Origin of the sequence: Chitinophaga terrae (ex Kim and Jung 2007) (genome assembly GCF_900107795.1) — a bacterium.
Taxonomy (GTDB): Bacteria; Bacteroidota; Bacteroidia; order Chitinophagales; family Chitinophagaceae; genus Chitinophaga; species Chitinophaga terrae.
Window position 1 is genome coordinate 97,612 of record NZ_FNRL01000020.1, and the last position, 25,670, is coordinate 123,281.

At 45.8% G+C, this 25,670-nt stretch carries 24 protein-coding genes and 1 pseudogene; 17 read left to right on the plus strand and 8 right to left on the minus strand.

The features are described 5' to 3' along the window. Positions 1-19: 19 nt before the first annotated feature. The 7 genes from BLV62_RS19510 to BLV62_RS19540 all read left to right on the plus strand — a co-directional run bounded on the left by BLV62_RS19510 (position 20) and on the right by BLV62_RS19540 (position 8,668). On the plus strand, positions 20-2,416 hold the full coding sequence (locus tag BLV62_RS19510; RefSeq protein WP_089763648.1) for a zinc-dependent metalloprotease: 2,397 nt from the start codon (positions 20-22) through the stop codon (positions 2,414-2,416). Further along, on the plus strand, positions 2,413-4,830 hold the full coding sequence (locus BLV62_RS19515) for a zinc-dependent metalloprotease (protein ID WP_089763649.1): 2,418 nt from the start codon (positions 2,413-2,415) through the stop codon (positions 4,828-4,830). The genes BLV62_RS19510 and BLV62_RS19515 overlap by 4 nt, the downstream gene beginning before the upstream one ends. A 166-nt stretch (positions 4,831-4,996) precedes the next feature. Further along, positions 4,997-5,944 carry a heme-binding domain-containing protein gene (locus BLV62_RS19520; protein WP_089763650.1) on the plus strand — a complete coding sequence of 316 codons (948 nt, stop codon included), beginning with the start codon at positions 4,997-4,999 and terminating at the stop codon, positions 5,942-5,944. A gap of 1 nt (position 5,945) precedes the next feature. Beyond that, positions 5,946-6,413 carry a hypothetical protein gene (locus tag BLV62_RS19525; protein WP_089763651.1) on the plus strand — a complete coding sequence of 156 codons (468 nt, stop codon included), beginning with the start codon at positions 5,946-5,948 and terminating at the stop codon, positions 6,411-6,413. 55 nt (positions 6,414-6,468) lie between these two features. Then, complete coding sequence (locus BLV62_RS19530; RefSeq protein WP_089763652.1) at positions 6,469-7,518, plus strand: sensor histidine kinase; 1,050 nt, start codon at positions 6,469-6,471, stop codon at positions 7,516-7,518. Then, complete coding sequence (locus tag BLV62_RS19535; protein ID WP_089763653.1) at positions 7,493-8,260, plus strand: LytR/AlgR family response regulator transcription factor; 768 nt, start codon at positions 7,493-7,495, stop codon at positions 8,258-8,260. The genes BLV62_RS19530 and BLV62_RS19535 overlap by 26 nt, the downstream gene beginning before the upstream one ends. Before the next feature lie 69 nt (positions 8,261-8,329). Then, on the plus strand, positions 8,330-8,668 hold the full coding sequence (locus BLV62_RS19540; RefSeq protein WP_089763654.1) for a hypothetical protein: 339 nt from the start codon (positions 8,330-8,332) through the stop codon (positions 8,666-8,668). 22 nt (positions 8,669-8,690) lie between these two features. Here the strand turns inward: BLV62_RS19540 and BLV62_RS19545 are convergent, their stop codons facing one another. From BLV62_RS19545 to BLV62_RS19555, 3 genes are all read right to left on the minus strand, one after another. Then, a complete protein-coding gene (locus tag BLV62_RS19545; RefSeq protein ID WP_089763655.1) occupies positions 8,691-9,656 on the minus strand; it encodes an ADP-ribosylglycohydrolase family protein in 966 nt (321 codons plus the stop codon). A gap of 91 nt (positions 9,657-9,747) precedes the next feature. Further along, positions 9,748-10,710 carry a helix-turn-helix transcriptional regulator gene (locus BLV62_RS19550; protein WP_089763656.1) on the minus strand — a complete coding sequence of 321 codons (963 nt, stop codon included), beginning with the start codon at positions 10,708-10,710 and terminating at the stop codon, positions 9,748-9,750. Between the two features lie 59 nt (positions 10,711-10,769). Beyond that, on the minus strand, positions 10,770-11,162 hold the full coding sequence (locus tag BLV62_RS19555) for a RidA family protein (RefSeq protein ID WP_089763657.1): 393 nt from the start codon (positions 11,160-11,162) through the stop codon (positions 10,770-10,772). A gap of 262 nt (positions 11,163-11,424) precedes the next feature. Here BLV62_RS19555 and BLV62_RS19560 point away from each other — a divergent pair, with 262 nt between their 5' ends. From BLV62_RS19560 to BLV62_RS19585, 6 genes are all read left to right on the plus strand, one after another. After that, entirely contained in the window at positions 11,425-12,819 is a 1,395-nt protein-coding gene (locus BLV62_RS19560) for a S41 family peptidase (protein WP_139170302.1), read from the plus strand. A gap of 85 nt (positions 12,820-12,904) precedes the next feature. Further along, positions 12,905-13,486, plus strand: coding sequence for an RNA polymerase sigma factor (locus BLV62_RS19565; RefSeq protein ID WP_089763659.1), 582 nt, complete (start codon positions 12,905-12,907; stop codon positions 13,484-13,486). A gap of 109 nt (positions 13,487-13,595) precedes the next feature. Beyond that, complete coding sequence (locus BLV62_RS19570; protein WP_089763660.1) at positions 13,596-14,603, plus strand: FecR family protein; 1,008 nt, start codon at positions 13,596-13,598, stop codon at positions 14,601-14,603. A gap of 196 nt (positions 14,604-14,799) precedes the next feature. After that, entirely contained in the window at positions 14,800-17,865 is a 3,066-nt protein-coding gene (locus BLV62_RS19575; protein ID WP_211117869.1) for a TonB-dependent receptor, read from the plus strand. 82 nt (positions 17,866-17,947) lie between these two features. Beyond that, on the plus strand, positions 17,948-19,429 hold the full coding sequence (locus tag BLV62_RS19580) for a hypothetical protein (RefSeq protein ID WP_139170304.1): 1,482 nt from the start codon (positions 17,948-17,950) through the stop codon (positions 19,427-19,429). Between the two features lie 70 nt (positions 19,430-19,499). After that, on the plus strand, positions 19,500-20,243 hold the full coding sequence (locus tag BLV62_RS19585) for a hypothetical protein (RefSeq protein ID WP_089763663.1): 744 nt from the start codon (positions 19,500-19,502) through the stop codon (positions 20,241-20,243). 100 nt (positions 20,244-20,343) lie between these two features. On the opposite strand, the gene BLV62_RS19590 is transcribed toward BLV62_RS19585, so the two are convergent. After that, the gene (locus BLV62_RS19590) at positions 20,344-20,757 is read right to left on the minus strand and encodes a DUF6194 family protein (RefSeq protein WP_089763664.1); all 414 of its coding nucleotides are present in this window, start codon (positions 20,755-20,757) and stop codon (positions 20,344-20,346) included. Positions 20,758-20,862: 105 nt separating this feature from the next. Between BLV62_RS19590 and BLV62_RS19595 the strand changes: the two genes are divergently transcribed. After that, positions 20,863-21,210, plus strand: coding sequence for a winged helix-turn-helix transcriptional regulator (locus BLV62_RS19595; RefSeq protein ID WP_089763665.1), 348 nt, complete (start codon positions 20,863-20,865; stop codon positions 21,208-21,210). Positions 21,211-21,213: 3 nt separating this feature from the next. Here the strand turns inward: BLV62_RS19595 and pdxR are convergent, their stop codons facing one another. Further along, positions 21,214-22,692, minus strand: a complete 1,479-nt coding sequence (pdxR, locus tag BLV62_RS19600; protein ID WP_089763675.1) for a MocR-like pyridoxine biosynthesis transcription factor PdxR — start codon at positions 22,690-22,692, stop codon at positions 21,214-21,216. 64 nt (positions 22,693-22,756) lie between these two features. On the opposite strand from pdxR, the gene BLV62_RS19605 reads away from it, so the two are divergent. Both BLV62_RS19605 and bioB read left to right on the plus strand, forming a co-directional pair. Beyond that, a complete protein-coding gene (locus tag BLV62_RS19605; protein WP_089763666.1) occupies positions 22,757-23,389 on the plus strand; it encodes a hypothetical protein in 633 nt (210 codons plus the stop codon). 22 nt (positions 23,390-23,411) lie between these two features. After that, the gene (gene bioB / locus BLV62_RS19610) at positions 23,412-24,395 is read left to right on the plus strand and encodes a biotin synthase BioB (protein ID WP_089763667.1); all 984 of its coding nucleotides are present in this window, start codon (positions 23,412-23,414) and stop codon (positions 24,393-24,395) included. Positions 24,396-24,506: 111 nt separating this feature from the next. Here the strand turns inward: bioB and BLV62_RS28380 are convergent, their stop codons facing one another. Beyond that, entirely contained in the window at positions 24,507-24,680 is a 174-nt protein-coding gene (locus BLV62_RS28380; protein WP_168927918.1) for a hypothetical protein, read from the minus strand. A 69-nt stretch (positions 24,681-24,749) separates the two neighbouring features. Here BLV62_RS28380 and BLV62_RS19615 point away from each other — a divergent pair, with 69 nt between their 5' ends. Beyond that, the gene (locus BLV62_RS19615) at positions 24,750-25,004 is read left to right on the plus strand and encodes a hypothetical protein (protein WP_089763668.1); all 255 of its coding nucleotides are present in this window, start codon (positions 24,750-24,752) and stop codon (positions 25,002-25,004) included. On the opposite strand, the gene BLV62_RS19620 is transcribed toward BLV62_RS19615, so the two are convergent. Together BLV62_RS19620 and BLV62_RS19625 are read right to left on the minus strand one after the other, a co-directional pair. Beyond that, entirely contained in the window at positions 25,001-25,210 is a 210-nt protein-coding gene (locus tag BLV62_RS19620; protein WP_089763669.1) for a hypothetical protein, read from the minus strand. The genes BLV62_RS19615 and BLV62_RS19620 overlap by 4 nt on opposite strands. A 224-nt stretch (positions 25,211-25,434) precedes the next feature. Further along, positions 25,435-25,670: pseudogene (locus BLV62_RS19625) on the minus strand (integrase core domain-containing protein); the annotation flags it as partial.

A 25,670-nucleotide genomic window follows, 5' to 3' on the forward strand; every position in this document is an offset into this window, starting at 1 on the left:
CGGTTTCAAACAATCAATTATGCATTTAATACTGAAAGCTACCGCTGTCAGCGGCCTGCTGGCTATTGCCATGCTTGGCGCCAGCGCCCGGCAGAAAGACAGCGTACGGAAAGCCATGCCTTTGCCGTTGCCGGCAAACGGTCTGAAACCTTATAAAGATATTGTAAACGCCAGGACGACTACCTATAACGGCTATATGAAGATCCACAGGTCTGATAGCCGTTATTACCTGGAGATACCCGATTCTGCCCTGGGAAGGGAGATGATGATCATTAACCGTGTTGCCGCCGCCCCGGCCGATTTCAGGTCGGCAGATAACAGCTACGGCTATGCAGGCGACCTGGTGGGGCAAAGCATGTTCCACTTCGAAAAAGGAGAAGGGAATAAAATCTTTATACAGTCGAAGTCCTACAAAGAAAGGTCGGCTGATACCTCCGCCAACGGGTTGGCCAGATCGCTGGACCGTAACAACGCACAGCCGCTGGTACAGCAATTCCCGGTTAAGGCAGTTAGCGATAGTTTGCATTGCTCCCTTGTTGATATTACCGATTACCTGAACCAGGACAACGGGCTTTTTAGTTTCGATCCCGCTATAAAGCAACAAGCCGGTTTAGGCCCTATAGCTGCCGACAGGTCATTTATCGAATCCGTTTCGGCTAACGCCGCACAACTCGATTTTACCTTTACCCGTACTTATAACAAGCCGCAAAGTAAAGGATCAACGGCTATGGTACCGGTTACTTTCCGGATCAACAGCCTGGTGGTAATGTTGCCTGCAATACCCATGCAGGGCAGGTTGGCCGACAACCGCACGGGCTACCAGCAAACCACGTTCATTGATTTCGATAAAAATCCTTTGGGGGTAATAAACCAGGGATACATTTATCGTTGGCGGCTTACGCCTGCTAATAACGGCGCCCCGGTACAACCGGTTACCTGGTATGTAGACAGCCTCTTTCCCCCGAAATGGATACCTGCTGTGAAAGCAGGTATTGAAGCCTGGAATGCTGCGTTTGAAAAGGCCGGCTATAAACAGGCGATACAGGTAGTAACCGACAAAGGAGGGCCAAAGCAATTGCCTTATGCCATGGTGAGTTTCCGACCCGGCAATGGCAGTTTGCAGGAACAGCTGATCGCGGACCCAAGAAGCGGGGAGATCATACAGGCGCAGTTGAACTTCTATCTCTCAACCCTCCAGGACCTGTACAGACGCTATTTCGTACAGGCGGGAGCGTTGGATAAGAATGCGAACCGCCCCGGCCTCGACGATGCTACCATGGGCAGATTGATCCAGGCCTGGTTTACCCAGCAAACCGGCCGCTTATTAGGACTGAAGCCTAACGCCGGCGCATCGTGGATGAACTCACTGCCCGATATCAGGAATAACGCCTGGCTGAAACAACATGCCTTCAACAGTTCGGCGATGGATGAAGCGCTGATCAACTATGCGGTGCAACCGGAAGACAAAGTGGACCCGGAAAATTTATTGGCGAAAGTGGGCGAGGCAGACGCACTGCTGATAAACTGGGGGTATGCCACACCGGCGCCGGCTGCAACCACTGTTGCCGGGAAGGTGATCATACCTGATGAAACGCCAAAAGCGGACAACCGCCAGATCGCCGATCCGCGCAATCAATGGGGGGATGTGAGCAACGATGCTGTTAAATCAACGGCCCTGGGTATACGTAACCTGAAACTGGTGGCGCCTCATTTACTGGAATGGACATGGGAGCCTTTAAGTACTTACGAGAAAGCCGGGGTAATGTACAATACGCTGGTAGATCAGCATAAAAAATACATTCGGCTGCTGGTAAACCAGATTGGCGGCGTTTATATAGACGCCAGGAACAGCGACCAGCCAGGGCCAAGGTTCAGTTTTGTACCGGTTGCAACACAGCAGGCAGCGTTACAGCTGATACGCAAAGAGTTGCTGGAAACCCCAATGTGGCTGGAAAACCGGCCGCTGTATGCCAAGACGGCTACAAGTTTTGATACCGTTGCCCGGGTGCAGCAGGAAATACTGGGCGACCTGCTGGATCTTAATACCCTGGGCAAGTTGCTGGTAGCGAGAGATAACGCGGGTCCCGGTTGGGAACCGGCCGCTTACCTGCAACAGTTAAGCAACGCGGTATTCTCGGAGTTGGACGCCTCCGCTGCTATTTCCATTTACCGCCGCGAACTGCAAAAAGCTTATATAGCCAAACTGTTAGCGATGTTGCCAACCGCCGAGCGATTGGATAACGATATTCCTTCTATCCTGAAACAACATGCCAAAACGCTTGCGGTAAAACTAAAACAATCGGCTGCCGCGTATACAGGGATCAATAAAGCCCATCTGGCTGATATTTACGAGCGATTATATATTGGCCTCAACTTCCCGGCGTCACCAGATAAACCAACAAGACTAACACGATGAAGAAGATAATCGGAACGCTGCTTCTGTTGGCAGCATTGTGCAACGCCTATGCATTGCCATCTGCCGACTCGCTGAAACCGTACAAAGAGATCGTACCTGCAACGGCGGTTACGGGCAAAAGCTTTATTACCGTTCACCAGGTGAATAACCGCTACCTGTTTGAAATACCGGATAGCATATTGGGTCGCGACCTGTTCACGGTAAACAGGATCATCCAGTCGCCGCAGGACTGGCGAAATCCCTTCTCCGGTTTATGCAGTTACGGTAACGACTGGATAGGGCAGTCGATGTTCCGTTTCCGCAGGGCGGAAAACAACAGGATCATGCTGCAGGTGGTAAGTACGTCGGAGCGCACCTCCGGCAATGACCTGAGCGCTTCGCTTGAACGAAACAACACAGATCCATTGTATGCGATCTTTCCCGTGCTTGCAAAAAGCCCGGAAGGCGCATGGGTGATCGATATGACAGACTTCCTGAATTCCGATAACAGCGTATTCGGTTACATGGCAGCTATTAAAATGCTGGCGATGCCGGGTACCTTCGCTGCGGATCGTTCTTTCCTCAACAGCGTAAAAGCATTTCCCGCCAATATTGAAATAGCCAGCACCCGGAGCTATAGCGCCGGCAATACAACGTTGACAGGCCTATACAACAGCAGCCTGATATTGCTGCCTAAAGAGCCAATGAAAGGGCGCCTGACAGACGAGCGGGTAGGGTTCTTCGGTATTGTGCCAACAGATTTCCGGCAGTGGAACGATGACGGTACGGTGAAGATGGCAGCCAATATCTGGCGGTGGAAACTGGAGCCCCGAAAAGAAGACATGGAAAAATACTTCCGGGGTGAGCTGGTAGAACCTGAGAAACCTATTGTATTCTACATAGATCCTGCAACCCCGAAAAAATGGGTGCCCTACCTGGTTGCAGGAGTGAACGACTGGCAGGCGGCGTTTGAGAAAGCAGGATTCAGGAATGCCATTTTCGCGAAAGAAGTGCCGGAAGGAGATACGACATTCGATATCAACGATGCCCGTCACAATGTTATAGTTTACAAAGCCTCGGCTATAGGTAACGCTATGGGACATTCGTTGCAGGACCCGCGCAGCGGCGAGATCATCGAGTCGCATATCCAGTGGTATCACAGCGTGCAGGAGATCCTCTATAAATGGTATCTCACCCAGGCTGGCGCGGTTGATACCGCCGCGCAGAAGCCCTATTTCAGCGATGAGTTGATGGGGCAACTGATCCGCTTTGTATCCAGTCATGAAGTCGGCCATGCAGTAGGGTTACGGCATAACTGGGGTGCTTCTTCAACCACTACTATTGCGCAGCTGCGCGACAAGAAATGGGTAGAAGCCAATGGCCATACCCCGTCAATCATGGACTATGCACGTTTCAATTACGTTGCGCAACCGGAAGACAGTATTGGAGAAGCGGGGCTGTTCCCACGGATCGGCGACTACGACAAATGGGCGGTAGAATGGGGATACAAGCTGCTGCCGCCGGGAACTGCCGCCGGCGCGGAAGCTCCGATACTTGATAAATGGATCGTTGATAAACTGAAGGAGAGCAAACGTTTTCGTTTTGGAATTGGCGATGATCCAAGCGCTAAGTTTCCTGATAACCAGCGGGAAGATATGGGAGATGATGCCATGGAAGCGGGAAAATATGGCATCAAAAACCTGCAGCGTATTGCGCCGCAGCTATTCAACTGGGTACAAACCCCCGGCGCCACGTACAACAGGGTAGAAGATGTTTACAAGGCGCTGGTTGCACAGTACGAGTGGTATATCAAACATGTAACCGCTAACGTTGGGGGAGTACAGTTTACACCACTTACTACCTCGCAGAATGGAGATGTATACGCCTTCTTTCCCCGCAGCAAACAGCGGCGGGCCGTCGAATTCCTGAACAAAGAACTGTTCGCTACGCCTGAATGGCTGCGCAACCGCAGGCTGTATGAACTGACAACCACAGATTTCACGATTGTTACCGACCTTCAGAAGCGGACATTGAAGCAACTGATGGATGCAAAGGAATTTGATAAGCTCCGGGAAGCGCAGATCAGCGGCGATGCAGACGTTTACCAGGCGGGCGATCTGCTGAACGATCTTTATAAGGGTATCTTTGAAGAATTGCAATCAGGGGCGGACATAAGCCCCGAAAGGCGCGCATTGCAGCGGGCATATGTAAGCAACCTGCTTGGGCTGTTGGAGGAATATAAAGACAAAGAACAAGATGCAGGATCTGTTGTGAAAGATCATGCAAAGCAGGTTATGGCGGCATGCAAGGCAGTTGCCAATAAAACAGCGAACCAGGGTAATAAACTGCATCTTGGCCCGCTGGCTGAAATGTTGTCTGCCAGGCTGGAGAAGCCTATGGAAATGGCTAAACAGCGCGCTTCGCAGATGCAGTGACGATATGCTGAACAATAGTCAAGGGAGGTGTCTGACGGCGCCTCCTTTTAAGATACCCCACCTTCAACGCCTTATTTGAACACTTCGACTCCCATTTTGAACGCCCCGATAGTTTTCAACTTTCCTGTCGCCTTCGCTGTTGATACCTTTGATAAAAACTGTTGCAATGAGATTAAACAAGAAAACAAAAATAGTAGTGGCTTTGCTGCTGTTGGCGTTTTTAGCCGCACAATTCTACAGGCCCACCATAGCTGTAGAAAAGCCTGATGAGAAAAGGCTGGCGCATTTCTCGCCCGAGGTGGATGCAATCCTGAGAAGGGCATGCTTCGACTGCCATTCTAACCAGACGGCGCTCAGATGGTTTGATAAGATCACCCCGGCCAACTGGCTGGTGGCGGACCATATTGCCAAAGGAAGAGCGGTGCTGAACTTTTCTACCTGGAACGATATGGCCAAACCAGACAGGAATGCAAAGCTATGGGAAGCGGTGAACCAGGCGATACAGGGTGCAATGCCTTTAAAAAGCTATGCCCTGGTGCATGGAGCAGCCAGGTTATCGGTGAATGATATACAGGTACTGAAGAATTATGTTAAAGAGCTGGCGCCCAAACAGGAAGCGGATACCGCTAAGGAGGCGGCGCTGGCCAGCCAGTATGCTTCTTTGGTAGAGGAGAAGGCGAGGCCGGATACATTGCCGGCAGATGTTAACGGGATCGCCTATATCCCCGAATACAAAGACTGGACGCCGATCAGCACTACGCAACGTGTAGATAACGGTACCATCAGGATCATTTTTGGCAACGAGGTAGCAGTGAAGGCCATCAGGGAGCATCATACCAATCCATGGCCTAACGGAACAATAATCGCAAAAGTAGCCTGGGACCAGTTAACGGATAAACAGGGCAATATTACCACCGGCGCATTCAAACAGGTGGAGTATATGATCAAAGATGACAGCAAATATAAAGCTACCGCCGGTTGGGCATGGGCCAGGTTTAAAACGCCGGCGTTAGTGCCATACGGTAAAACCTCCACATTCACGATGGAATGCGTTAACTGCCATCGCCCGATGAAAGACAATGATTTTGTTTTCACCGCACCAATTCAACACTAACATGAAAAATATACTTGCTTATTTGCTGCCTGTAATATTGCTGGCTGCCTGCGGCAGGGCCGACAACAGGAACGATGCCGCTTCACTGCCCCGCACTTTTAATTTTGAAAAGCTCCAATTGAAAACCATCAGTACTGTCATTAACCCCGCAAAGGGCACTACCAGCACCCTGTATGGAAATGCCAATGCTTTGTTGGCACTCCGGGTGCCAGATTCGGCCCGGGCGGGAGAAAAGACCCTGGTGCTTGTAACCTGGAAACAACAGGAAGATGCCCGGTGGTTCGGCGCCCGGATCCCGGCAGGACTGGAAATGATAGAAGTAGTAAAGACCGGTACAGCCTTTAAAGATCCGGCCCAGGCTCAGTACCAGCGATACAATGAAAAAGGAACAGCCGTATCCGCAACCAATGATGAACAGCAACAGCGGATCGGTTTTATCACATCCATCAAGCCGGCGGTAATGCCTTAAGGGCTTTATTTCACCGGCAGATTAACCTAAGTTTGCAAAAACGGGGTACTTTATTATGCACCTTTCGAAGTATATAGAGCTGAAAACAAACGGCGTTTTCCACGTTTCGAAGAAGATCGTCTGGTTTAGCTCCCTCTTTATTGGCATACTGGCTTCTATTCCGAAGATCATGCAGCTGCATATCACGCTGGTGGAACTGAGTGTAGATGCTTCTATCGCTTTCCTGTATGCATTGTTCGTCTGGTATTACAACCTGCATATCCTGCCTGCATACTCTGTACAGGCGCCCAATACGGATTTTTTCGGGAAACGGTTGCTGAAGAGCAACCTGTCAGGCATCGTTATAATGATCCTGCTGGTGACCCTGCACCAGTTGCTGTTCCCGAAATACCAGTTCGGTTCCATGATGCTCATGTACCAGTTCAGGGGAGTACTGATTAACCTGACTATCTTCATGTTCATCAATTTCCTGTATCAAAGCTATAATGCGCAGCAGATTTCATTGCAATATGAACGAATCAAAGCCGATAACCTGAACGCACAATATGAACTGTTAAAACAGCAGGTAAACCCGCATTTCCTGTTTAACAGTCTTAATACCCTGCAGGCGATGATCGATATCCAGGACAAGGGGGCTTCTGAATTTGTGAGAAATCTTTCAGGTTTTTACAGGTACTCGCTGGAAAGCCGCCAGGACGACCTGATCCTGCTGAAAGATGAAATAAATATCCTGGAATCTTTTATCTTTCTTTTGCGTTCCAGGTTTGAAGAAGGTATAGATATCAGGATCTCCCTGGATGAACAGGCGGGCAATACTTATATTCCTCCTTTTACCCTGCAGCTGCTTGTGGAAAACTGTATCAAGCATAATATCCTGGCATTAGACAGTCCATTACGGATAGAGATCTCCAGGGAAGGCGATTTCCTGGTTGTCAGGAACAACAAACAGCTTAAAAACAACCCGGCATCTGTTGGCATAGGGTTGTCGAATATCAAAGGAAGATATGGCTATATCAGCAACCAGGAGATCAGGATTGATAATACGGAACACGAGTTTACGATAAAACTGCCGCTTATTTATGAAAGTGCTGGTTATAGAAGATGAGATAAAAACTGCCAGGGCGTTGGCGCGATTAATCCAGGAGGTAAGCCCGGATGCGCACGTGCCGGACATATTGCAAAGCGTGAAAAGCGCCGTTGACTGGTTAGGGAGAAATGGCAACCCCGATATTATATTCCTGGATATACAGCTGGCAGACGGGCTCAGTTTCGAGATCTTTGAGAAGGTGGAGATCACGGCCCCGGTGATTTTCTGCACTGCGTTCAATGAGTATGCCATACAGGCATTCAGGAATAACGGGATCGCCTATATCCTGAAGCCTTTTGATGTGAAGGATATAGAACAGGCATTGAATAAGGTGAAGAAGCTGAAAGATTATTTTCAGAAAGATAGTTTGCCGGCAGAGCAGGTTTCGCGGGTACTCCGGTCTTTGGCCGCAGAAGAAACCAAGAAGAGTTTTCTCGTTTATAACCATAACGCCTATATCAATATTCCAACTTCTTCCATCGCTTATTTCTACAAAGGAATGAGCGGGATAAACCTGGTTACAGACGAAAAGAAGCGGTTCGGCATCAATGAATCGCTGGACGAAATACACCGGCTTGTGGGGAAGCAATCCTTTTACCGCATTAACAGGCAATACCTGGTTGCATTCAGGTGCATTACAGAAGTACAGCATTATTTCGACAGGAAGCTGCTGGTAAAGTTGAATATAGAAACAGATGAAAAGCTGGTGGTGGGCAGGGAGAAAGCGGCGGAGTTCCTGGACTGGCTTGGCAACAGGTAAATTTAGTATGCAGGAAATGGCAGGTTTCTTGCATTCCCGTATGTTTGCAAAAGATTCAAGCAAAAAAATATGAAACAAACAATGATAGCAACCGCATTGGCTGTAAGTTTATTAGGCGCAACAAGCTGTTCGTCAACCAGGAAAGCCGGGTCGGTCATCGAAAATGATCACATGGAACTATCGGTAGCCGGAGAGATCACCGCTATTGAAAATGGAAAAGACGGTTATACGGCAACTATTAAAGAAGCATCCGGCAAAGAATACCTGGCCACTATCAGTATTGTAAACCTGCAAAAACACGGGGGCCAATATAAGAGATATAACGTGGGAGATAAGATCAGTGTAAAAGGTCCTTTATGGAAAGACCAGGAAGGTAAACTTCATATTACCGTACACGAAATGAAATAAGTTCATGAAAGGATGCCAGGGTTTACCGGGCATCCTTTTCTAAAAATAGCTCCATTCTTTCCGCCAGGTCTTCAATCTCATTTTTCCTGGCAAGTTTTTCCACCCAACCGGCGGGAATATTTTTCCATCCGTACAACAGTCCGGCCAGGCCGCCTGTTACAGCGCCCGTCGTATCTGTATCAGATCCCAGGTTCACTGCTTTTAATGTGGCGTCGCTATAACTGCCTGTTGTTAATAAACACCAGGTGCTGGCTTCCAGCGTATGCAGTACATACCCGCTGCTATGGATCTGGCTTTCCTTTAATTCAAAAATATCCTGTTCCAGCAGTCGCTGGAAAATCCTGATCTCTTCCGGGTTAATGGAAATGCTGCGAAGAAACGCGGGAATTTCTTTTTTCAATGTCTGGTATACCTGGAACTTATCTTGTCCTTGCAGCAGGTACCGGGCAAATTCGAGGTAATAAAAACAGGCGATCACAGAACGTATATGCCCGTGCGTGATGGCCGAAACCTTTTTTGCAAGTTCATATCGTTCCTGCACCGGTTTGTCTTTAATATACATCAGCAATGGAAGTATGCGCATTAAAGACCCGTTGCCGTTTTCAGAAACGTCCATGCCTCCCGCCAGTTCTGGCTTGCAGCCTCTGGCCAGGTGTTGTATGGCCTGGTGAGTAGCGATGCCAATATCAAAAACTGACCCCCTGGCGGTCCAGTAGGCCTCATTTAGCCATTTCACAAAATTATCAGCTGTTGTTTGCAGGTCGAATGGTTGTGTGAGAGCTTCTGCGAGGCAAAAGGCCAGCGAACTGTCGTCAGAAAACGTACCGGGCGGCTGATTGTGGGTGCCAAAACCTCTCATGTCGGTAACGGGGTCTTTTGCAATTGCCTCCCGGCTCATGAATTCTACCGGTACTCCCAGCGCATCTCCAATAGCAATTCCGAAAAGTATGTCTTTGTATGGGTTCTTATCTGCCGATCTTTCTTTCATATAAAAAAGCTATAAACGGGTTGTAAACAATTTCTTTTGGCGGTACAAAGGTACTTAACAATTGCTAAAGACAGGTGACCGACGCGACGGATCACCTGTGGTCTTTTTCATTATTCCTCAATCCATCCGTCAGTATCTGTACCAGTTCCTGCTGCAGCGATACCGGTTCAATGATGGTGGCAATATCCACAAACCTCATCAGCCACCTGGCAAAAGATACCGGGTGGGTAGGGCAATCAAAATACATGATCAACCTGCCATTTGTTTCTTTTTCTTTTTTAAATCCATATTCCATCCTTTCCCAGAACATATAATGCGCATGCTCTTTTTCTACGCTGATAACAATTGGAGTGATCTGCGTGGCCGATATTTTGGTTCGCAGTTCCTTTAAAGGCAGGTGCTCCTGTGTAAATTGTTTTTCCAGCAGTTGTACGCTGCTGACCCTGTCTATCCTGAAATTCCTGTATTCCCCGCGCAAATGGCAATACGCCAGCAGGTACCAGAAATAGTTTTCGAAATACAGGCCTACCGGTTCTATCTCTCTTGGTATTGGTTCAGTGTCTGTTCGTTTCTGGTACGAGATCAGCGCAATATGCTTTGTCAGAAGGCTGTTCACCAACACGTCTATAACGTTGGGCAGGTAGTTGCCGGATTTGATATCCCGGTTAAAAGAGACCCTGCCTTCCATCTGGAGCAGGTGGTATTTCTGTTGCAGGAGAAAAGAACTTTTTATTTTGATTAGCGCAGATTCGAAATGCTGTTTAATAAACGCGGTCTCCTGCTGCTGCATGACTTTTTCAGCCACCATCAATCCCAGTGTTTCTTCCTGCGTAAACCTGAGTGGAGGGATCCTGAATCCTTCCATGATCGAATAACCTTCTCCTGCTTCGTTAACGATGGGAATACCCGCCGATTCAAGGGCTTTCAGATCCCTGTAGATGGTTCTGCGCCCTATGCCAAAGCGGCGTTGCAACTCTTCGTTCGTGAGTACGTAATTGGATTGCAACAGGAAAAAGATCTTTAGTATCCTGTCAAATCGTTTCAGATCGTCCATCTTCCGTCCCGGTTAATTGTTTGCAAAAAGCCCGGGGGGACCGGGCTGTATATTAACTGCTATTTTACCGCAGTAGCTTCCATTTCTACGGATAAACCGGCAAACAGGCCTTTTACTTCCAGTAATGTTGCGGCTTGCCTGAGGCCGTTCCTGCTGATCCAGTCCTGGTATCGGTCTGCGCAGGTGGTAAAAAATTCGGTGGTAGAAGTGGTGAAAACGTTCAGCCTTACGATATCGCTGCATTGATAGCCGGCTTCAGTTATAAGTTGTTCCAGGTTAGCGAAGGTCTGGATCAATTGCTCTCTCATACTGCCGGTACTGGGTTGCCCGTTGCTGTCGATGGCTACCAGGCCTGAACAATAAAGGGTTGCGGAGGCCTGTTTTACTTCTACGGCTTGCACAGAATTGGTTCTTTTGCCCCATTCCCATGGGTCGATGGTTCTTTTTTCCATTTTTTATGTGATTTAATACTACAAAGTAACGAGGGGGGTATGACAGCCCTATGTCACCAGTTTTTGGAGTTTTTAAAAAAAATGGAGCTTGGGGGAAGAAAAGCAGTGGTACTGATGCCCCCCGGAAATCCGGCAGGTTAATTTCTTATTTAGCATGATAAACAAAACGTTACAAGCAGGCAGGAATCTCTTAATATAAACTTCATCGTCTTTATTTTACCCGGTAACAGGAAAGGTATAATTTCCTGTTAAAATAACCTGTGTGCAATCCTTTGTTAAAGTACTTTCCCCGTTTATTGTTTTGTTAATGCTCAGCAGCTGCAGCAAAAAAGACGCCTTGCCGGAACCTTATCCCACAGATAGTTTAGGGAAGATCAACAGGTGGGTGCTCGACAGCATGCGACGATTTTATTACTGGAGTGGCGAAATACCCGCCAAGCCGGATTATTCCCTGAGTCCCGAACTCTTTTTTAAGTCGTTGTTATCGGTCAACGACCGTTTCTCTCATATCAGCGGGCCAAATGTGCCTCCTGCCAGCAACGCTTATTTTACGTATGGATTGCAATATGCTTTTTTACAGGTGCCGGATCTGGATCATTATATCGGTGTAGTAACCCTGGTAAATAAAGGAGGAGGAGCTGAGCAGGCAGGTTTTAAACGCGGCAGTTATTTTACGAAGGTGAATGGAGAATATGTTACTGACAAGAACATGCAGAAAGTAAACCAGCTTTTAAATAACCGCGGTTCACTTCAGCTGACAGTTGCCAGTTATACAGGTAACAGTTGGAGAGATGGAGACAGCAAACCTGTTTCTCCGGGATTCAGGAATGAAGATCCTGTTTATTATACAAGGGTGTTTTCAGGAACGGCGGGAAAAACCGGTTACCTGTATTACAGCAGTTTTAACGAGGCATATGATGGCAGTTTGCTGGCTGCATTTACGAAGTTCAAAAATGAAGGCATCAACGACCTGATTGTGGACCTCCGTTACAATGCAGGGGGGAGTGTAGCTTCCTGTGCTAAACTGGCCGGAATGATAGCTTCCGGGCTGAATGGGGGAGAAGTATTTGCCATCTTCCAGGGAAATAGCGGGGAAGGGAGGAGTTCACATAGCCTTCAAAATATACTCAATACCTCGGGCAACCCGGCGGGCCGGCAGTTTGCCGACCTGCAAAGCAGGCAATTACAACTGAACAGGATATTTATCTTAACTACCAATGCCACGGTTTCGGCGGCGGAGATGCTGGTAAATAACCTGAAACCATTTATAAACGTGATCCAGGTGGGCGAAAAAACAACAGGTAAAGACGAAGCCAGTTTCACGATTGCAGACGGGCGTGTTCCCCGGCAGGTGGATTGGGTGATACAGCCTATTGTTTACAAGCTTTTTAACAGGAATAACGAAGGAAATTATGCAGGAGGGCTGGTACCACAACAGGTAGTAGATGAAACTTCCCAGCTGCCGCTTGAAGACATCGGCACAGGTAAAGACGCACTTATTCGCAAGGCCCTTGAGATGATCTACGGCGCCGGGTATACCGGAGAACCTGCAGATCTCAGGATGGCTCCCTTGCACCCGGCTATCCGTGCCCGTGCTGTTTACCGGTCGGCCGTTGAACAGGCCGCAAATGCCGCCCCTGTGTTATTACGCCAATAACGGACCTGAATTAACCTTTTGATAATATTGAATAGCTGGACGGTTGAAATATATTTGTCCGGCTGCTAAAAAACCCAGGTAGCATATGGATTCCCTCGCACTCAAAATAAAGAATGGTAATGAGTTGGCCTTCAGAGAGTTTTTCAATAAAACTTATGGCAGGGTGCATGCTTATTTGCTGAAAGCATTCCATGACAACATCCATATCGATGATATTGCCCAGGAAGTGTATGTAAAATTGTGGCAGAACAGGGCGAATATAGACGAACAGCAGTCGCTGGATGGTTACCTTTTTACAATCCTCAGGAATACAGTTATCTCCCATTTCAGGACACTGGCAAAAGACAAAAAACATAACAGCGGCTATACCCAGTCAGTACAGGATACTTATAACAAGCAGCCCTATATGGATACGCTGAACGGCATCCAGGAAAAAGAAAACAACCAGTTCTATGAACAGGTGATGCAGGAGATCAGCCCTTTGAAACAACAATGTTTCCGCCTGCATCGGGAGTTTGGGTTAACCTATCGCCAGATCTCGGCTAAAGAGGGGATCGCGGTTAAAACGGTGGAGAAGTATATACGCCAGACATCAAGGATACTGGAGTCGAAGCTATTGACCAGGATCCAGTATGTATTGATATATTTTATGTTGATGAATTCGTAGTTGTTCCCTTTCTCTATCTATGACGCTTTTCCCCAAAAAACACTTTCTCTTAACGATTCCTTAATACACTTCCGGGAGGGTAGACGGATTTATTCAGCGTACTTCTTATATGGACATCAGAAAAATACGAGAACTCCTGGTTGGGCTTAAAGCCGGTACCCTGACTAAAGAAGAAGAGGTATGGATACTGCATTTCCTGGAAAGTGCAACGGAGGAAGAGATGTCGGCGGTATTTCCGGATGAAGAATGGAAAGAGCAGCAGCCTATGCTGGTTGGAAGTCATGAATTGGACCGGGTATATGAAAGTATTGTACCACAAATAAGCGAAGAACCGGCAACGCGCATTGCCTGGTGGAAAAAACCGGTGATCAGGATCACCGCAGCAGCGGCAACGGTATTGGGAATGGGTGTTGCCGTTTGGCAGCTGGCTAATCCCGGATATCAACAGTATAATAATAATGCAACAGCCGGTATCGAATGGAAACTGATCACAACACAGGCCGGAGAAAATCTGATCATTTATTTACCGGATAACTCGAAGATCTTTGTAAATGGCGCTACAAAAGTGATGTATCCAGAGAAGTTCGATGGGCCTATCAGGCAGATCAAACTGGTAGAGGGTGAAATTTTCCTGGATGTAGCAAAAAACGAACAGGCGCCGTTTAAGGTAACGACAGGTCAGGTTAATATTAACGTATTGGGTACATCTTTCAATGTACGCAACTATAAAGTGGAAGGATTAACTGAAGTAGCAGTAAAGAGTGGAAAAATAGCGGTAAGTAACAGCGGGAACCCGGACAGCGTTTTACTCACCCCCGGTAAAAGAATAGTCATCTCTGAAACGTCGGGAAATTCGTTGTTGACAGAAACGGATCTCAGATCTATAGATGGATGGACACAAAATGAATTTGTATTTAATAATGTAACGTTGGGAGACGTATTCCGCAACCTGGAATATAAATATGGGTTAAGGTTTGAAGTAGCTGACACCAAAATTTTAAACAAACATATCAGAGCCACGTTCAGAGACAAGAGCAGATGGGAGATTTTAGACCTGTTAAGCAAGATGTTGCACTTTAAGTACCAGGTAAAGGATTCGTTGGTTGTAATCCGATAAATGGACTTCTGTTTCTATCAATTTTAGCATACTAAAAAAAGTAAAAAGTACAAGAATGCACAATTTTACGACAAATGCCTCCGGAAGGGGGGACAGGCGGAGCCATGCCTGGAGGTTTGCAAAAGGGCTACTTATCGGTTTGGTGGTAATTGTTTTTTTTACAAATCCATTATTGGCACAAAATGGTATCGAAAAAATGAGTGTTTCGTTAAGCCAGGTACCATTAAGCGGCTTGATCAGGCAGATTGAAACACAAAGCAGCTATGTAGTGAACCTGGTGAAAGAAGAGGTAGATTTATCAACAAAGGTTACAGTTAATATAAAGGATGGTAGCGTGCAGGAAGTGTTGTCACAAGCGCTTAGAAGTACGCCATATCATTTTAAGGTAGAAAAAGATGTTATTACTATTCAGCGCAAACCTGCTGGTAAACCGGAAAAAGGCAGGGTTATAGGCCAGGTGCTGGATGCAAAGGATGGGACGCCGGTAATTGGCGCTACAATTCAAATAGGTAGTGGTGGCACCATTACGGACATTGATGGAAAATATGCGATGGATATTACTCCTGGTACTTACTCCTTACAAGTTAGTTCAACAGGATATGTGACAAAAAAAATAAACCAGGTAATTGTTAACAGCGCAATACCAACGCAACTGGACATTACATTGAATATCCAGAAAGGTACACTGAAAGGAGTAGAAGTAGTAGCGTCGGCTAAAAGAGAAAGTATTGCTTCTTTATATCTCCGTCAGAAAAATAGCGCATCCATCTCGGATGGTATCAGCCTGGAACAGATTACCCGTACGCCTGATAAAAACCTTGGAGAAACGCTGAAGCGGATCAGCGGCGTTACGACGGTTGACAACAAATTTGTAGTAGTGCGTGGACTGAGTGAACGCTACAATCAATCGGTGTTGAACGGCCAGGTAATGCCCAGTACGGAATTAAACAGGAGAAATTTCAGTTTTGATATAATCCCGTCAAATATTGTCGAAAATATTACGGTCGTCAAAACACTGACGCCGGATCGCAGCGCCGAATTTGGCGGAGGCCTGGTAGAGGTGAATACCGTGGATATTCCCACGCAGAATTTCCTGAATGTTAGCGTTGGTGGTGGGTTTAATAACCAGACAACAGGAAAAGATTTTGTTTCCATGAAGCTCGAAGGACGTGAATACCTGGCGCAACCGGCGAAGCACAGGGATTTGTATGGCAGGCTTGATTGGAAGAGTAGTAATGACGTTCTGGAGGCATACAAACTGCATAACGGTGATCCAACAGCATTGAGTAATAACTGGGGATTGACAAAAATGAAAGCGCAGCCCAATACTAATTACCAGCTTGCAGGAGGACATGTATTTAAATATAAGAATGGAGGGCAACTGGGGGTAATGGCATCTGCCAGCTATAGGAATACATTGTTAACACAAGAGATCAGGATGAGCCGTGATGGTTATGATCCGGGACTTGATTTATCCGGTGATAATGTTGGGTACATTGGCAAACGTTACGGGTTTACTACTAATCTGGGGGGAATAGCGGGGATAGGATATACCAATAAGCACAGCAAAATAAGTTTTCAAAGTCTTTATTTAAGGTCACTGGATCAGCAATTACAACTGGGAGGGCCAGAGGACAGATGGGGTTATTATGATCTTACAACACAAACAACTTTATGGCAGAATCAATTACGAGGAGAACATGCGCTTGGATCTAAAGGAATAAAGTTGAAATGGATGGGCAGTTATATCCGGCTTGATCGCAAACGCCCGGATAATCATCAGCTTACTACTGGCATTGTTCAGGTCAAACCTGAAGATCCAGCGGATTATAATGTGGGAGCTCCCGGCAGCACAGGGATAAGTGCAGGGGCATTACGTTGGTGGAGCAGGGCATACGAAAATAATTATACCTGGGATCTCGCTTTGTCGGCTCCTTTCAACTTTGATCTCGGCAGCATATCACTCAATAATACAGTTAAAGTTGGTTATGCAGGTTGGAGTAAAGACCGGTCGTTTTATGTGATCAACACCGGTTCTACAAATGAAAACAAGATTTATGCTTCACCTTTATCACAGGCTTTCTCTCCTGAAAACGGTGTGTCAACCTTTATTGACAGGTTTGGCGATAATTTTCATCGGACTATGGATTTGCATGCAGGCTACCTGATGCTGGATGATAAAATTGCGGATCGTTGGAGACTGGTGTGGGGTGTAAGGGCTGAGTATTATAATCTTAATAATGCCAATGCCAACTTAGACCAGGTAATTAAGGATGTAAACACGGCGCATCCTGATCAACAGTTCGACTTTTCTGCTGTAAGGAGCAGGGAGCCTAACCTAAGGTTCTTCCCCTCGGCTAACCTGACTTATAGCCTGAATACTGCAATGAATCTCCGTTTGGCCTATTCGCAAAGTATTATAAGACCTGATCTGAGGGAACTATCTTTTTTCCGCGAATATGATTTTGAGTTGGGAGGAAATTATTCTGCGACTTTGGTTAGATCTACGCTGCTTAAGCATCTTGATTTTCGTTATGAATGGTACCCGGCGGCGGGAGAGGTGTTGTCATTGTCTTTATTCTACAAGAAGATAGACTACCCGATGGAGATATACAAGCAGGGTGACTTTAGAGAATTCGAATTGCTGAATAATCGCTGGGCAAAGAATTACGGAATTGAGGCAGAGATTAGAAAATCATTTGCTTTTACTAAAGTACCTGTGTTACAAAATCTAACCGTTTTTGGAAACTTTACCAGGTTGTTCGCGGAAGTACTGGCAATGAGGAGCTCTGTTAATACTACAGATCCGAATAATCCAAATAAGATTGTTCCGGTGGAGGTTCTGGGAAGCGTGCAAAAAAGGCCCCAGTCCGGAGCGAGCAATATGATGTTGAACGCGGGACTATATTATGATACTAAACCTGTTTCACTTAGCGTAAGCTATAACTACATTTCCAATAGAATGTTCCGTCCTACGGAGATATACCAGGAGTCGTTGTTTGAGCGGCCTATAGAAAGCCTTGATGCACAGTTGGCAATACACCTGTTGAAAAACCGATTAGAATTTAAGATCAATGTTGCTAATTTATTAAACAGCTATTCCTTAGTGTATTATAACAAATTCAGTGATAATCCCGATGTACGCGATGGTAAAAAAGCGCCTACTGCTAAGCAATTGTTGTATAGAAAAGGAGAAAGTTTCATTGATTTCGAAGCACGGCCGGGTATGACATGGAGTGGGGTCTTAAGCTACCGGTTTTAGTAAAGAAAAATATCACAACGATATATACGCGTATCCATAATGTACCCTGATCAGGTACAGTTTAACCTAAAAAAACAAAAAAATGAAAAGAAAACCTCTTATTTTATCAGCATTATCTGTTGCCTTATTAGGCGTTATGTTAATCACTTCCTGTAAAAAGGATAACCAAAAAATTGGCGATCGTCCATTGAACGCTGGCGTACTGGCAACCGGATGCCTGGATGCGCTTCCAGCTACAGATAGTACTATCACAGGTGTGATCAATACAGATCTTTACCTGAGCAACGCAAGACGCTATAAATTGAATGGTATTGTTTATGTAACTGCAGGCCATACACTTACTATCCAACATGGTACCCGTATTCTTGGTCTGGCCGGCAGCGGTTCAACTCCGGGCGGTGGTCTGGTGATCACCCGCGGCGCTAAGATCAATGCTGTTGGTTTGCCTGATTGCCCTATCGTATTTACTTCCTATCGTTATGATGATGCTTCTGTTCCGGATTCAGCTAAATCCGGTGACTGGGCAGGTGTTATCATCCTTGGTAGAGCTCCTATTAACAACCCTAGCAGCGGCGATTCTGCACGTATCGAAGGTATTCCTAACGGTTTCCCTGCCAGTCCTTTCTATGGCGGATCCAATGACGCTGATAACTCTGGTACCTTACAGTATGTGCGTATTGAGTATGCCGGTTATGAATTGTCTCCGGATAATGAAATCAACGGTCTGACACTGGGTGGTGTTGGTAGCGGTACTACTATCGACTATGTAGCGGTAACTGAATCCAGGGATGATGCATTCGAATGGTTTGGAGGCTCTGTGAACGCAACTCACCTGATTGCAATCAATTCACTGGATGATATGTTTGATACAGACAATGGTTACAAAGGTACAATTGCTAACGCATTGGGTGTAGCTGATCAACTCCGCGCAGATAAGAGCCAATCAAATGGTATTGAGAGCGATAACAATTCAACAGGCTCTGTTACTACCCGTATTACACACGCTAAATACAACAACTTAACCATTGTTGGTGTGCCTAATACTACACTGGCATCTGATACTGTTAAGAAACCATCTGGTAGCGGACGTTACGGTCGTGCAGCGCATCTGAGAAGGAATACAGAATTTGAAATCAGCAATTCAATTTTCATTGGTTACAACTTCGGTATCTCAATAGATAGCGCTACCGGTACTGCCGGCGCTAAATACAGATCAGGTATTTCTACTATCAAGAACAGCTTCGCTCATGGATTTGGTGCAGGTAGTGTAACTGCCTTAACAGCAGTTCCATTTGCAGCTGAATCTAATGGTGTACCTGCTACAGGTCTGAGATTTGATAATGCTAAAACATGGTTCTGGGATATTGCTACCCTTGCAGCTAACGCTAACGTAGGTATCAAAAATGCAGTTCCAAATGCGTCTTTATGGTTAACAAATCCGTTCAGCTCTACTGTAACTGTTAATAACTTCAAATCTAACGGAGCAGCTGCAAGCGCTGGTTCTAAGATCGACACCTGGGTATTGGGATCTACTCCTAATAAATGGGTTCAGGTTAAATGGTAATCTCATTTAAATTCAATGATAACGTATAAGGCCCGGCCTTATACGTTATCACTTTTGTAAAATAAGCGGTATGCACAAAAACTATTTACTCCTTTTATTATTAGTCGTATTATTTGGCGCCTGCCGTAAAGGCGAGCCGGCAGAAGAACATTTCTTTGGCAGATTCCAGATTACATTATTAAATCTTCCCGGTTCAGGGAAAGCAGAAATATTCCTCGGTACTGAAAAGCTGGGAGAGATTGTTCCCAAAGCATCAGAAGTACTGGAGCTTCTTTTACCCGCGGGTAAATCCGGTAAATTAAAACTGGTAGACGCTGCCAGTTCTACTCTAATTGCTGATACCAACGTTGTTGTTATTCCCAATATAAAACAGGCATTCAGGGCAGGATATAGCGAAACGCTGAAAATAAAAGGATTTATAAGTGATGTAAATGTGCCGCAAGACTCTATCCGTGTACAGGTACTTTATAATATCAGAAAGCCATTTAATAATCATCCGGAGGCAGACCTTCACCTGTTGGATCTTTCGATGGAGGAAACAGGGATAGTTGTAAAAGGACTTAAGTTAGATGATCCTACTCCACGCATCTTAACGTTCCCGAGACTGGGGGAAGGAGATTTTCCTGTGGGTTATTTCTGCAAACTGGTTGATCCAAAAACCGGTGAAACTATCGTAGATGCTGCAGGAGGGATCTTTGTATTTATTGTAGGAGTTCCGGAGTATTATGGCCATTATGTCTTTGTAAATATCAATGATGACCAGGGAGATACCCCCGAGACAAATACTTTTACGGCCACGGCAACGCCACTGTAGCTGTTTGTGCCCTTCATTAATTCGGCAAAATCCATTTCTACATATTCGGGCTAATCAATTGATATTGATTAGCCTATTTCATATTATAACTTTGATTAGCCTACCTCGCTTTACGCTTCCTCTCATACCGCGTTTTAGCCAACAAATACGCTGCTCCTGCGTATTCCAAAGCTGCCGCTAACTGTTCATTTTCCGGGTTCAGAATGCAGATAAAATGCTGGGCGGCATAATGAGGATGCGGCATAAAAATATTCAGTGAAGTATAATCCCATTCCCCGCCGGGTTCAGGGAACAATTGTTCAAACATTTCTTTAGGCACACCTATGTTCAACCTGTACACTCCCGTTCTGTCAAGATCCGATACTTTATCATATTCGTTGTCCGACAGCGCCATAGTTGCAAACGGCAAAACCTGTTCATCTGCATAAAAGAAAAACCTGTATCCCATAGCATCCAAAGTGGTAACGTTTGGCAATTGACCTGTAATGTATTGTTCTATTACCTGCAAAGACATAAGAGCATTGATTTGATGTTGGGCAAAAGTCTTCATCTTATAGTACATTTACAAGTAGTTACTTTTTAGGCATATAGTAACACAAGGTAAAGTAATGCGGGCTATATGGACTTACAACAAAATAAAAAATCTGAAAATACTGCGCCTTGCCCCTTCCGGGAGGCAATGGACCTGATCTCGGGAAAATGGACTATGTCTATCATCAATAACTTAATGACCGGGAAAATGCGGTTTAAAGAACTGGAAAGAAGCGTTGCCGGCATTAATACCAGGATGCTGGTAAAGGAATTGAAAGAACTGGAAAGCAAACAGATCATATGCCGGGAAGCCTTTGCAACTGTGCCTCCAACGGTAGAATACTCGCTGACCGAAAAAGGAAAAGCATTAAGGCCTGTATTGATAGAAGTGCAGAAATGGGCATTAAATAACCCCTTGAACCAGGATCAATTGTAAACGCTACTTCGCCTGCATAGAACTGAACGTGCTTTTTAATATCTCCAGGCTTTTCCCGATCTCTGTTTCATCCAGGTGCCCGAACCCGATCCGCATAGCTGTAAGCTTTTTATCCTGGTACAGCAAGGTCTTGGGAATGAATAACCCTTGTTTAGACGCCTCCTGGCTGAGTCTCAGAAGATTTACGGGGTATTTCCAGGTTGCCCAGAGCGCCAGGCCGCCGGATGGAACTGTAAATGTTAACTTGTTCCCGAAAGCCCTGGTAAGGCCGTCGGCCATCGTATCTCTCCGCGCTTTATAGACTTTCAGCGATTTATTCAGGTGGCGGTGTATAGCGCCTTCTTCAATCATTTCTCCCAATACCTGTTCCATCACAATATCTCCCTGCCTGTCAATGATCCCCAGGTATTTACGCATCTCCTTCATCAGGTTGGCAGGCGATACTACGAAACCTGTTCTGAAGCCCGGGGCCAGCGATTTGCCAAATGAACCCACATAGATTACCATTCCCTGGTCATCAACACTGGCCAGGGGCAGCAACGGCTTTTTGTCGTACTGGAAATCATAGTCGTAGTCATCTTCCACGATGATAAAACCATATTCCCGGGCCAGTTGAAGCAGCTGCATCCTCCTGGGGGCGCTCAGGCTAACGGTGGTCGGGTAATGGTGATGAGGGGTGACATATACCATACGTACCCTCATCTTCTTACACAACTCAAGCAGGGCATGAGTATCCAGCCCCTCCTGGTCTACCGGTATCGTATATATCCTGGCTCCCGTTTTCTGGAATACCATGTTGGCGGAGAAGTTGCCGGGCATGCCAACAACCACGGCGTCGTCTTTCCGGAGAAGGATCTCCGATATAATAAATAAGCTCATCTCCGCGCTGCGGGTGATCAGCAGGTTGTCTGTAGAAATATTGAGGCCTCTCGACAAGTGCAGGTACCGGGCCAGTTGCTGTTTGAAATACTCGCTCCCGTCGTGGTTATACCAGTTCATTTTACGGAGATTGCTCTTCCGTTTCATATTGGAGCTATAGAAACCTGAAAGGTCGCTGACCTGGGTTAAACGAATATCCGGGGTGCCGTCTGTAAAAATATGATCGCATTTCGTGTATTCGTACGGATTATCCAGCAAATTCGACTTTTCGAAGCTGAAACCGGTAGTATTTGCGTACTTTTTGGTTGTTTTTGCCCCTTTTTCCAGGTTTGGAAGCTGGGAAGCGATAAAAGTGCCCTGGTTAGGCCGGATTTCGATCCAGCCCTGTGCTGAAAGTTCCTCGTACACGGCAACAGCGGTGTTCCTGTGGGTGTCCAGCAACTCGCTTAAGGCCCTGGTACCGGGCAGTTTCGTGCCGGGCGGCAGGGCGCCCCGTTGTATGGCGTGTATCAACTGGTTGACGATCTGCATATAGATCGCGTTGCTGGAAGTTCTGTCTACCTGTATGAAACTCTTGAAAGGAATAGAAACCGGACTACCCATAATATTAAAACTGGCACCTGTTAATCGTCCGGAAAGGTAATACATTTGACGCACAACTTGTCAAATGCAACAGATATTACAGAAAATAGTCCAGGAACCTGTTCTTCATGCCAAATGGCTGAATTCACTCTCCTTTATGGAAAATGCCGGGGCGCGCAAGATCTCGGCCTGTGAAAATGCTGAAACAGCAGACATCATCCAGTTGAAACACGCGGCGGAAGAACATCGCCACGCCTACTATCTCAAAAAACAGATACTTAAACTGCCGGTAGAAGGGTTCACGTATTACCGGAATACCGACCTGCTGGCGCCTATCCATACCAAACAATACCTGCATAAACTGGATGTGGAATGCAGTCGCTATATCAAAAAGGTTTTTTCCCTGGCCAACCACGACCTGAAATACGCTGCCTATCTCTTTGTTACCTATGCTATAGAAGTACGGGCCGACGAATTATATCCCGCTTACCAGGAAGTGCTGACGGCCAACGATTCCAGGGTAATGGTGAAATCCATCATCGTGGAAGAAGAAGGGCACCTGGAAGAAATGATGGCGCAACTGGACCGGTTTGATGATAACTGGAAAGAACACGCTGCCCGGGTATCAGAAATTGAAGGCCGCCTGTTCAGGGAATGGTTTGCCGCCGTTAGCGATGAAACACTGAAATCTGCACGCCACACAGAAATACTGACCTGAGAATTTCACTAAAACAAAAACTATGAACTTACAACAGTTGAAACACGACTGGACGAAAGAAGAAATACTGGATATCTACAACAAACCATTAATGGAACTGGTGTATACGGCAGCATCCGTACACCGCGAATGGCATAAGCCGGATGAGGTACAGATATCTACTTTGTTGTCTGTGAAAACCGGCGGATGCCCGGAAGATTGTTCCTATTGCGGGCAGGCAGCCCGTTACCATACCAATATCAAGGTGCAGGCGCTGCTGCCGACAGAAACCGTGTTGGCGCATGCCGCTACGGCCCAGGCCAACGGGTCGACCAGGTTCTGCATGGCCGCGGCATGGAGAGAGGTGCGTGACAATAAGGATTTCGACAGGATCATTGAAATGGTGAAAGGAGTGAATGAAATGGGGATGGAAGTTTGCTGCACTTTGGGAATGCTTACCGAATCGCAGGCGCAACGCCTGCAGGAAGCCGGCTTGTATGCCTACAATCATAATATCGATACATCGGAAGAATATTACGACGAAATTATTTCTACCAGGAAATTCGACAACCGCCTGGAAACAATCAACAACGTGAGGAAAGCCGGCATCACTGTTTGCTCCGGCGGGATCATAGGATTGGGAGAAACCAGCGAAGATCGCATATCCATGCTTCGTACATTGGCGAATATGGAAAAGCATCCCGAATCTGTTCCTATCAATGCGCTGGCAAGAGTAAAAGGAACGCCGCTGGAAGATAATCCTAAAGTAGATATCTGGGAGATGGTCAGAATGATCGCTACCGCCAGGATTGTAATGCCTGCATCCATGGTGCGTTTGAGCGCCGGACGTATAGAAATGACAGAAGCGGAACAGGCCTGGTGCTTTATGGCAGGAGCTAATTCTATCTTCACAGGCGAAAGACAAACCTTGCTTGTAACGCCCAACCCGGGTATTTCAGAAGATATGCAGATGTTGCAACGGTTAGGGCTGAAACCGATGGTGAAGGAGCGGGAAAATGCGTGTTAAAAATTGAAGTTGAAAAGAAAGCGGTATAAAGCAGGGCTTTATTATTTATTAAGTGATGTAACTCCAGCAAGAGAATAGTATAGTCGCTCTAAATTCGGAGCCGTTATTAGTTTAACGGCTTTTTTTATTTTGTTTCTTTTCTTTTTCCTCTTTTATAGCCTTTTCTACGTCCTCCTTGGAAGTATTGGCTATCTTCTTCATAGCTTCTTCAAACAGAGAGAAATTGTCTTTATTCTCGCTATTATCAGTATTAGAAGGCTTGGTATGTTTTGATTTATCAGACATTAAATGTTTGTTTGATTTTGCGCTGTTTTTTGCTAATTTACTATTTTATAACATTTCAATCATTCAACTATGAAATTAAACGAAACTTCAATTGATCGAAATCCGAGGTATAAGGTAAATGATAAAGTAATTTACGACAATAAGCCTGAAAGAGAGATGTGTATTAAAGCTATTGGATATGCCAAAAAAATTGATTTGGAAAGTAAATCAGTTGTACAATATTTTGACGGAACTTATTACTGCGTTTGGCCTAGCCCTGATACTCCCGGTGAAGAAGGTAGTTCATTCAGGGAAGAATCTTTGGAATATAAGGGCAGTTGTTAGCTATATATGCTCGTGCTTAATTGCCTTCTCAATTCCTGATATACAAAGGCAATATCAGATGGTACTAACTTCGTCTGGTAACTTAAACCATCTTTTTCATAAACATATCCATCTCTAATAAGTCGATATGCTAAGTCAATTAAGAATACTCTCATTTCTATATCTAAATTTATTCCATCAATAAATATTGAATTTTCATCTTTCATTAGTTATCCCTTTAGTATTTTAAATACTAAAAAAGAATCAGTTTTTTGAGCCAAATATTTCAAAGAACCTTTTATTGAATTGCAGGTTGATTTTTTCCAATCAAATCATTATAGGTTAACTGTCGGCTTCCCGAAATTAAGACTGTGTAATTTTACAAAATTCTCTTCAAATTAACCTAAACCTAAATACCCTAACACGCCTGTTTATCGCTTTCAAAATTGGATAGAGCAGCATATTCTGTTGGTGGCATATTTCCAAGACTGTCATGTGGCCTGTGATTGTTATAATCATCCATCCATTGCCAGGTAACTTCCCTCACTTCGTCCAATGTGTCAAACAGGTAGCAGTCCAACACATTATCACGGTAAGTACCGTTCAATCTTTCCACGAAACCGTTCTGCGTGGGCTTTCCGGGCTGGATATATAAAAATTCGATGCCGTTGACCATGCTCCATTCCG

Excerpts from the sequence above, each read along its gene's own strand:
- BLV62_RS19530 (WP_089763652.1), top strand. The coding sequence starts at position 6,469 with ATGCACCTTTCGAAGTATATAGAGCTGAAAACAAACGGCGTTTTCCAC.
- BLV62_RS19575 (WP_211117869.1), top strand. The coding sequence starts at position 14,800 with ATGAGTGTTTCGTTAAGCCAGGTACCATTAAGCGGCTTGATCAGGCAG.
- BLV62_RS19570 (WP_089763660.1), top strand. The coding sequence starts at position 13,596 with ATGGACATCAGAAAAATACGAGAACTCCTGGTTGGGCTTAAAGCCGGT.
- BLV62_RS19525 (WP_089763651.1), top strand. The coding sequence starts at position 5,946 with ATGAAAAATATACTTGCTTATTTGCTGCCTGTAATATTGCTGGCTGCC.
- BLV62_RS19550 (WP_089763656.1), bottom strand. The coding sequence starts at position 10,710 with ATGGACGATCTGAAACGATTTGACAGGATACTAAAGATCTTTTTCCTG.
- BLV62_RS19620 (WP_089763669.1), bottom strand. The coding sequence starts at position 25,210 with ATGAAAGATGAAAATTCAATATTTATTGATGGAATAAATTTAGATATA.
- BLV62_RS19590 (WP_089763664.1), bottom strand. The coding sequence starts at position 20,757 with ATGTCTTTGCAGGTAATAGAACAATACATTACAGGTCAATTGCCAAAC.
- pdxR (WP_089763675.1), bottom strand. The coding sequence starts at position 22,692 with ATGGGTAGTCCGGTTTCTATTCCTTTCAAGAGTTTCATACAGGTAGAC.
- BLV62_RS19605 (WP_089763666.1), top strand. The coding sequence starts at position 22,757 with ATGCAACAGATATTACAGAAAATAGTCCAGGAACCTGTTCTTCATGCC.
- BLV62_RS19580 (WP_139170304.1), top strand. The coding sequence starts at position 17,948 with ATGAAAAGAAAACCTCTTATTTTATCAGCATTATCTGTTGCCTTATTA.
- BLV62_RS19545 (WP_089763655.1), bottom strand. The coding sequence starts at position 9,656 with ATGAAAGAAAGATCGGCAGATAAGAACCCATACAAAGACATACTTTTC.
- BLV62_RS19515 (WP_089763649.1), top strand. The coding sequence starts at position 2,413 with ATGAAGAAGATAATCGGAACGCTGCTTCTGTTGGCAGCATTGTGCAAC.
- BLV62_RS19510 (WP_089763648.1), top strand. The coding sequence starts at position 20 with ATGCATTTAATACTGAAAGCTACCGCTGTCAGCGGCCTGCTGGCTATT.
- BLV62_RS19615 (WP_089763668.1), top strand. The coding sequence starts at position 24,750 with ATGAAATTAAACGAAACTTCAATTGATCGAAATCCGAGGTATAAGGTA.
- BLV62_RS19595 (WP_089763665.1), top strand. The coding sequence starts at position 20,863 with ATGGACTTACAACAAAATAAAAAATCTGAAAATACTGCGCCTTGCCCC.
- BLV62_RS19535 (WP_089763653.1), top strand. The coding sequence starts at position 7,493 with ATGAAAGTGCTGGTTATAGAAGATGAGATAAAAACTGCCAGGGCGTTG.
- BLV62_RS19540 (WP_089763654.1), top strand. The coding sequence starts at position 8,330 with ATGAAACAAACAATGATAGCAACCGCATTGGCTGTAAGTTTATTAGGC.
- BLV62_RS19520 (WP_089763650.1), top strand. The coding sequence starts at position 4,997 with ATGAGATTAAACAAGAAAACAAAAATAGTAGTGGCTTTGCTGCTGTTG.
- BLV62_RS19565 (WP_089763659.1), top strand. The coding sequence starts at position 12,905 with ATGGATTCCCTCGCACTCAAAATAAAGAATGGTAATGAGTTGGCCTTC.
- BLV62_RS19585 (WP_089763663.1), top strand. The coding sequence starts at position 19,500 with ATGCACAAAAACTATTTACTCCTTTTATTATTAGTCGTATTATTTGGC.
- bioB (WP_089763667.1), top strand. The coding sequence starts at position 23,412 with ATGAACTTACAACAGTTGAAACACGACTGGACGAAAGAAGAAATACTG.
- BLV62_RS28380 (WP_168927918.1), bottom strand. The coding sequence starts at position 24,680 with ATGTCTGATAAATCAAAACATACCAAGCCTTCTAATACTGATAATAGC.
- BLV62_RS19555 (WP_089763657.1), bottom strand. The coding sequence starts at position 11,162 with ATGGAAAAAAGAACCATCGACCCATGGGAATGGGGCAAAAGAACCAAT.